This window comes from Rhodobacter sp. Har01, assembly GCF_020564565.1.
In the GTDB taxonomy this organism is placed as follows: domain Bacteria; phylum Pseudomonadota; class Alphaproteobacteria; order Rhodobacterales; family Rhodobacteraceae; genus Pseudogemmobacter.
In genome coordinates, this window is the sequence record NZ_JAJCTD010000008.1 from 90,420 (window position 1) to 97,860 (window position 7,441).

The window sequence follows — 7,441 nt, forward strand, 5'->3', positions numbered from 1 at the left end:
CGGTCCTATCCCGCGATCACGCCGAAATCAGCAGCGACGCCCATATCCTGCACCTGAGCCATGATTTCGCTGGCGTAAAGCGCATTTGCGACCAGCACAAGGTCGGGGCGGATTTCGGCCAGTTGTGCGGGCGGGCAGACGGGCAGTGCCATGCCGGGCGCGAACAGCCCGTGCTTGCGGGGGTTGAGGTCGATCATCGCGGCCAGCGGCGCGGCGGCCTCTGGGCCAAGCGCATTGGCGAAGGTGATGCCCTTGGACCCGGCCCCCCAGATCACGGCCTTGCCGGCAAGCCCGGACAGTCGGCCCCGCCACTTGCCCAGTTCGGCGGCGGCTGCGGCGGCAAAGGCATTGGCCGAGGCTGCGATCCGGTCGGTGCCGGGGGCGATGGCGTCTGGCTGCGGGTCGCAGGGCAGGGCCTCGACCATCAGGAACTGCGCGTCATAGCCGGTCGAGACGGAAACCGGGGCGAAACCGGCACGCCGGAACAGGGTTTCGATGGATGGCGCGCTCCAATATCCGACGTGTTCGTAGATGACGTCCCACATCGAGACCGCGTCCAGCATCCAGCCGGCGTTCGGAACCTCGAAATAGACCGGGACGGCGCGCGGGCCGATGGCGCGGCGAATGTCCTGCATCAGCGCCAGCGGTGTATCGAGGTGTTCCAGCACATGCCGGCAGACGATGGCGTCGAACGGCCGGTCCAGCTGGTCCGAGCGGAAATACTCGGGGACGATCTGCACCTTCGGTTGCCGGGCGAAGGGGCTGTCCTTGCCGGCCATCGACGGATCGAACCCGGTGGCGCTGGCCACCCCGTTCTCGGCCATCAGCGCCAGCATGTGCCCGTCACCGCAGCCGATCTCGACCACATGGCGGCCGGCCAGCCGGTGCCGCGCCACCAGACCGGCGGCCAGGTCGCGCGCGAAGGCCTGGAACCTGGGCGAGAAATGCAGTGCGTTCTCATAGCCCGGCGCATAGACCATGCGGGCCGGATCGAAGGCAGCGTTCCAGATCATCGCGCAGGCCGGGCAGCGCACCAGCCGCACATCGCCCGCCGGTGCGGCGCGCGCGCTGGCGGCATCGGGCCAGAGCTGGTTGCAGACCACCGGCACGTTGCCCAGGTCGAACACCGGAACCGGGGCGCCGGTGCCGCAGACCGGGCAATGGCGATCCAGGCTCATACCGCCACCAGTTCGGGCGACAGGCCCATGCCGGCCAGTTGCGCGCCGATTTCGGGCAGGTAGATCGGGTTCATCACGATCACCGTATCCGGCGGCGCGTCTGTCAGGCTGTCGGGGCTGCTGACTTGGTGGCCGGTGCCCGGAAGATACTTGCCTTGCTTGAACGGATTTATGTCGATCACCTGCGCCACTTCGGGGCCAAGGCCGTTGGTGGTGAGGAAGGACACGCCCTTCGAGCCGCCGCCCCAGATCGCCACCCGCTTGCCGGCCGCATGGCGCGACCGGACGAAGTCTGTCCAATGGGCGCGGACCTGCGCCACCTTGGCCGGGAAGGCGGCGGCCAGGGCGCGGACGGCGTCCAGATCATCCTCGGCCGCCAATGGCGGGCGGCCTGCCGCGGGTTCGGCATACTGGATGATGTACTGGTCATCATAGGCCAGATAGAGCCGCGTCACATCCAGCCCGGCGCGGCGGAACAGCCGGGCGTGGCTGCCCAGGGTGAAGTAGGAACAATGCTCATAGTAGATGTCCCAGAACGCGCCTTCGGCCAGCACGCGGCGCACGTCGGGGGTCTCAAAGAACACCCCCACATCCTTGCGCCCGCCGATGACGCTGCCGATCTCTGACAGGAACCGGCCCACTTCCGGGATGTGTTCCAGCGTGTGGCGGCAGACGATGAAATCGGGCGGCGTGGCGATGGTCGCGGGCGTGAAGTATTCGCGCTGAAAGGCGATGTCCTGGCCATGCGCGCCGGGCAGGCGTTCGGGAATGAAACCGGGGTCCACGCCCAGCGCGAAGGCGCCGGTCTGGCGCACCAGTTCCTGCAGGAAATCGCCTTTGCCGCAGCCGATTTCCAGCGTCTGCTTGCCGCGCAGGGCATAGAGCGAGGCGATCTCGGCCACCAGGTCGCGGGCAAAGCGGTTGAAGGTGCCCGAGAAGTGCTGGCTTTCCTCGGTTGTCGAGGCGTAGTCCACCATCGCCAGATCGAACAGCGCGTTGAAGACGAAGCCGCAACCGTCGCAGAACATCAGCTGCAGTGGCCGGCGCGGGAAATCGCGCGCCTCGGCGCTGCTGTCGAGAAGGACGCAGCTTTGCACCGGAATCGCCTCAAGCCGATAGAGCTGGGACAGGTGGGTTCCGCCGCAGGCCGGGCAGCGACTGATTGCGGTCATGGTCCTCTCCTGTCCGGTCAGGCCGCGACGATCTCAAGATCCGGAATTGGCACGATGAACCGCCCGCCGGACTGCACGAAGGCGGCCTGCTGGCGCAGGATTTCGTCGCGGAAGTTCCACGGCAGGATCATCACATAATCCGGCCGGTCCGACATCAGACGCGCGGGGTCGGCGATCGGCACCCGCACCCCGGGCATGAACTTGCCCTGCTTGTGGGTGTTCTTGTCCACCGCATATTCGACGACCCGGGCATTCAGGCCCAGGAAATTCAGCATGATCGTGCCCTTGGCGGCCGCGCCATAGGCGGCGACGCGCTTGCCTTCGGCCTTGAGGCCGGCGATCAGGCTGCGGGCCCGGTCGCGGAAATCGCGCACGCGCTGGCCGAAATCGGCGTAGTAGTCGAAGTGGTCAAGGCCAAGCTGGCGTTCCTCTTCCAGGATGCCTTCGACCGCATCGGAGGGCGCTGCCGTCTTGCCGAAGGTCAGCCGCAGAGAGCCGCCGTGGATCGGCACCCGCTGCACGTCGTTGAGGTGAAGCCCGTGGCGTTCGAACAGCGCCTTGGCAGAGCCGACCGAGAAGTAGCACAGGTGTTCGTGATAGATCGTGTCGAACTCGATGAAGTCGATCAGGTCGCGGACATAGGGAAACTCGACCGAGATCACCCCGGAATCGGCCAGAAGCGTGGCCATTCCGGCAACCAGATCGTTCTGGTCGGCGACATGGGCCACCACGTTGTTGGCGATGATGACATCGGCCCGCAGGCCCTTGGCGCGCAACTCGCCGGCGACGCGGGTGCCGAAGAAGTCGATCACCGTGTCGATGCCCTTGGCCTGCGCGGCGCTGGCCGGCTGCCGGGCCGGGTCAACCCCCAGGACGCGGATGCCCTTGTCCTTGAAGTTGCGCAGCATGTAGCCGTCGTTCGAGGCGATCTCGACCACCAGGCTTTGCGGCCCAAGCCCGCGCCGGGAAATCAGCGCTTCGGCGTTGTCGCGGCTGTGCCGCAAGAGGTCTTCGGAAAAGGACGAGAAATACAGGTAATCCTCGCCGAACATCTCTTCCGGGGGGCGGGTTTCCAGCAGTTGCACCAGGGTGCAGCCGGGGCAGTAGCCCAGCCGCAGCGGCACCAGCGATTCCTTCCGCGCCAGCGCCGCCTGATCCAGCAGCCCGTCCGAGCGCGGCATCAGGCCAAGGTCAAGAATCGGCTGCAACCCGTGATGCCCGCAGGAAATGCAGGAAACCTTGGCCGCATCGGCGGTGAAATCCGGCGCCGAGGCCTGGGCCGAAACGGCCTGGCGGTCGGCCAGCGCCTGCGGGGTGTGATGCAGCGTGGTGTCGATGATGCCGTCGGCGATCAGCTTCTTGATATGGCCGATGCGCTGGTAACGCGGGCCTTCGAATTCCTCCAGCGTCAGCTTCTGCGCCAGATAGGCCTGATACAGCGACTGCGCGCCCTTGCGGGCATCCCATTGCGGTTCGAACCCGTGCAGCACGCGCCGGATCTTGTCGCAGTTCACCCGGTAGGACCGCTTGTCGGGGCCGGCGCCTTCGGCGAACGAGACCTCGCAGCCCGGCACCACATCGGCCACGATCTGCGCCAGTTCGCGGATCTGGTAGTTGTGCTCGGTCACGCCGACGTTGAACGCCTCGTTGCGGATCTTTTCGACCGGGGTGGCCAAGGTGGCCACGAAGGCGCGGCTGATGTCCTCGATATGGGTGATCGGGCGCCAGGGCGTGCCGTCCGACTTCATGTGGATGCGGCCGGTGGTGACCGCCCAGGCGACCAGGTTGTTCAGCACCAGGTCGAAGCGGATGCGCGGGCTGACGCCATAGGCGGTGGCCGAGCGCAGAAAGGTGGGGCAGAATCCGTCGTCGGCCAGTTCGGCCAGACCGCGTTCCGACATCACCTTGCTTTCGCCATAGGGCGTGACCGGGTTGAAGGCGCCGTTCTCGTCGATGAAATCCGCCCCGCCGGCGCCGTAGTTGGAGCACGAGGACGAGAACACGAAGCGCGACACGCCGGCGGCCTTGGCGGCACGGGCCACCTTCATCGTGCCTTCGAAGTTGATCTCATAGGTCGTCTCGGGGCGGAAATCGCCCAAGGGATCGTTCGACAGCGCCGCCAGGTGCAGCACCGCATCGACCCCCAGCAGATCGGCCGGCGTGACATCGCGGATGTCCTTCAGCAGCGTCGGCACCTGGGGCATCTCGCCCCCGGGCGCGAAGGTGCAGCGTTCGTAAAGATCGCTGTCCAGCCCCACCACATCATGCCCTGCCGCCACCAGCATCGGGGTCAGAACCGTTCCGATATAGCCGCGGTGGCCCGTCACGAGTACACGCATTTTATTTTTCCCAGATCGCCCAGGGCCGGTCGCCCGAGTCCCACAGTTTCTGCAAGGTATGCTTGTCGCGCAGCGTGTCCATCGCCGCCCAGAAGCCTTCGTGCCGGAAGGCCATCAACTGCCCGTCCCTGGCCAGGTTTTCCATCGGCGCATGTTCGAACATCACCATGTCGCCCTCGATATAGTCCATCACCTGCGGTTCCAGCACGAAGAAGGCGCCGTTGATCCAGCCTTCGGCGGTCTGCGGCTTTTCCTCGAAGGCAGTCACCCGGTCGCCGTCAAAGCGCATGTGCCCGTAGCGCGCCTGCGGCCGCACCGCCGAGACGGTGGCCAGCTTGCCATGCGACTTGTGAAAGGCGATCAGCCGGGGAATGTCGATGTTCGACACCCCGTCGCCCCAGGTCAGCATGAAGGTCTCATTGCCCAGATAGGGCTTGAGCCGCTTGATCCGCCCGCCGGTCAGGGTTTCCTCGCCGGTCTCGACCAGGTCGATCTTCCACTTCGAGATGTCCTTCTCGCGCCGCACCACCGGGTCATGCAGGCTCATGTCCAGCGACAGGCTGCCCGACAGCATGCCGTATTCGACGAAGTAGCGCTTGATGTGGTCGCCCATGTAGCCCAGCGCGACGGCAAAGTCGTTGAAGCCGTAATGCGAATAGATGTTCATGATGTGCCACAGGATCGGCTTGCCGCCGATCTCGACCATCGGCTTGGGGCGAACGCTGGTTTCCTCGGCCAGACGGGTGCCTTTGCCGCCGGCCAGAATTGCGGTCTTCATGGGAGAACTCTCCGATCCACTGGGGCTGCACTTAAATGGTGCGATGCTTGGTCAACAGGACATTGGTATGAATCTTGGGCACAATTATGGAGACATGCAAACCTTCGCCATTTCCGGCGGATGTTCAAGGTGATGTTGACAGACCGCAGGGAAGGTCATCAGACAAGCAACGTCTCCGTGAAGCGGAAATCACTGCTGCCCAGATTCAGCCCGTAGACCCCGTTCAGCACGGCGATCAGCTCATCCGGGCCGGCGGCGTTGTCCCACCAGATGGCGGTGCCCGCAGGCAGACCGGCGGCGTTGCTGGTGAGCAGGTAGTTCGCGGCGCTGCCCGCCAGTTCGATCTGGTCGGTGCCCGAGACGAAATCCCAGACGAAGGCATAGTCGCCCTGCCCGGCATTCTGCGCGTTGCCGTCATCGTAGTAGCGGCCGTTGGCATCGCCGAAGACGAAGACATCGGCCCCGCCGTCACCGACGAAGACGTCGATCTCGCCGCGCCCCGGCGCGGCGCTGCCGGGATTCACCGCGACCAGACGCTCGGCGGTGCTGTCGCCCTGGATGATGTCGCGCCCGGTGATTTCGGTCACCGCGATGTCGCCGAAGGTGACGTCGTAGTAGTGCGCGTTCAGATAAAGCGAGCCGGTCGCCGGCCGTTCGGCCAGGGTAAAGGTTTCCAGGCCCTGCACCGTCCAGCCGACGGGTTCCGAGGTTCCCACTTCCCAGACCTTCAGGCTGTAGAGCCGGTCGTAGAGGCCGGTCTGTTCGACCCGAAGGGTGAAGTTGTAGGTGTGGCCTTCCTGAAGGACGAAAGGTTCACGGTCCAGCCGGACCCTGTAGTCGTCGTAGCTGTAGATCGAGAAGGCGGCATTCGGCGTGTTGTACTGGAAGATCGTGCCGGGTTCCCAGCCGGATTTCGGCTGCCAGTTCCGGATCGGGTCATCGGTATGCCCGTCCCACAGCGCCCCCAGCATCAACGACCCGCCGTCGCGTCCGCGCGGGTCCTCGTTCGTCAGGTTGTGCATGGTGATGGTCAGTCTGGCTTCGTAGTTGTCCCAGGCCTGATCGCCCAGCACCAGCAGCCGGTCATAGCCCAGGTCCACCGGGCGCACGCCGGCGGCACTGTGGGCCCAGGTTCCGTCCGCCACCTGGACGACATCCTGCAGGTTCGTCACCGTCGCCCAGTCGATGCTGTAGTTCGGCGCCCAGGTCTGCCCGGCCTGGTAGTTGACGATCACATCCCGGGTGTAGATCTGGCCATTGCCCAGCGTGGCCCGGATGGTGACCACGTCATCGACCGCCGTGCCGTTCAGCCGCGCATAGTCGATGTCGATGTTGAAATCGCCGGGGTTCTGCAGTCGCCGCGTGTCCGCCCCGATCGAGAGGGTCTGGAAGGCGGCCCCGTTCAGCGAATAGCTGAGCGACACCACATCGTCCCCGACATTGCCGAGGATGTTGATCATGCGCTGGCCCTCGCCGGGCGCGCCGAAGCTTTGCTCAAGCCCGTACCAGACGTTGATCGGGTTGCCGACCAGGACCGTGACGGTTGCGGTGTCTGTGAGGGTTCCGTCGGAGACGGTGTAGGTGAAGCTGTCGCTGCCCGAGAAGCCGGCGGTGGGGGTGTAGGTGTAGCTGCCGTTGCCGAGGTTGGTCAGCGTGCCGTTGGCCGGCTGGGTGATGGCGGTGATCGACAGCGCGGTGCCGTTGGGGTCGCTGTCGTTGCCCAGAAGCGTGGCCGCGGCAAAGGTCAGCGGGCTGTCCTCGGCGGTGGTCAGCGCATCGTCGCCGGCCACCGGCGGCAGGTTCACCGGGGTGATGGTGCCGTCCTCGTTCTGGATCGGGTCGGTGCCGGTCTCGAAATAGTCGACCAGCGCGGTGAAGCCGTTGGCGTTAGAGCTGTTCGAGGCGAAGACCCCGGTCGCCGACACCGTCATGGCATGGGTGAAGCTGCCCGCGGTGACCCAGGTGGTGCCGTCG

General features: G+C 65.5%; 5 protein-coding genes. All 5 read right to left on the reverse strand.

The window, feature by feature from the left end; genetic code table 11:
• Positions 1-5: 5 nt before the first annotated feature.
• On the reverse strand, positions 6-1,178 hold the full coding sequence (locus LHP98_RS17120; RefSeq protein WP_227253778.1) for a class I SAM-dependent methyltransferase: 1,173 nt from the start codon (positions 1,176-1,178) through the stop codon (positions 6-8).
• Positions 1,175-2,350, reverse strand: a complete 1,176-nt coding sequence (locus tag LHP98_RS17125; RefSeq protein ID WP_227253779.1) for a class I SAM-dependent methyltransferase — start codon at positions 2,348-2,350, stop codon at positions 1,175-1,177. Before LHP98_RS17125 ends, LHP98_RS17120 begins: the two co-directional genes overlap by 4 nt.
• Before the next feature lie 17 nt (positions 2,351-2,367).
• A complete protein-coding gene (locus LHP98_RS17130; protein WP_227253780.1) occupies positions 2,368-4,689 on the reverse strand; it encodes an NAD-dependent epimerase/dehydratase family protein in 2,322 nt (773 codons plus the stop codon).
• Between the two features lies 1 nt (position 4,690).
• Positions 4,691-5,467 (reverse strand): glucose-1-phosphate cytidylyltransferase, encoded by a 777-nt coding sequence (gene rfbF, locus LHP98_RS17135; protein WP_227253781.1) that lies wholly within the window; start codon positions 5,465-5,467, stop codon positions 4,691-4,693.
• A 158-nt stretch (positions 5,468-5,625) separates the two neighbouring features.
• On the reverse strand, positions 5,626-7,441 hold a 1,816-nt coding region (locus tag LHP98_RS17140; protein ID WP_227253782.1), incomplete at its 5' end, for an Ig-like domain-containing protein.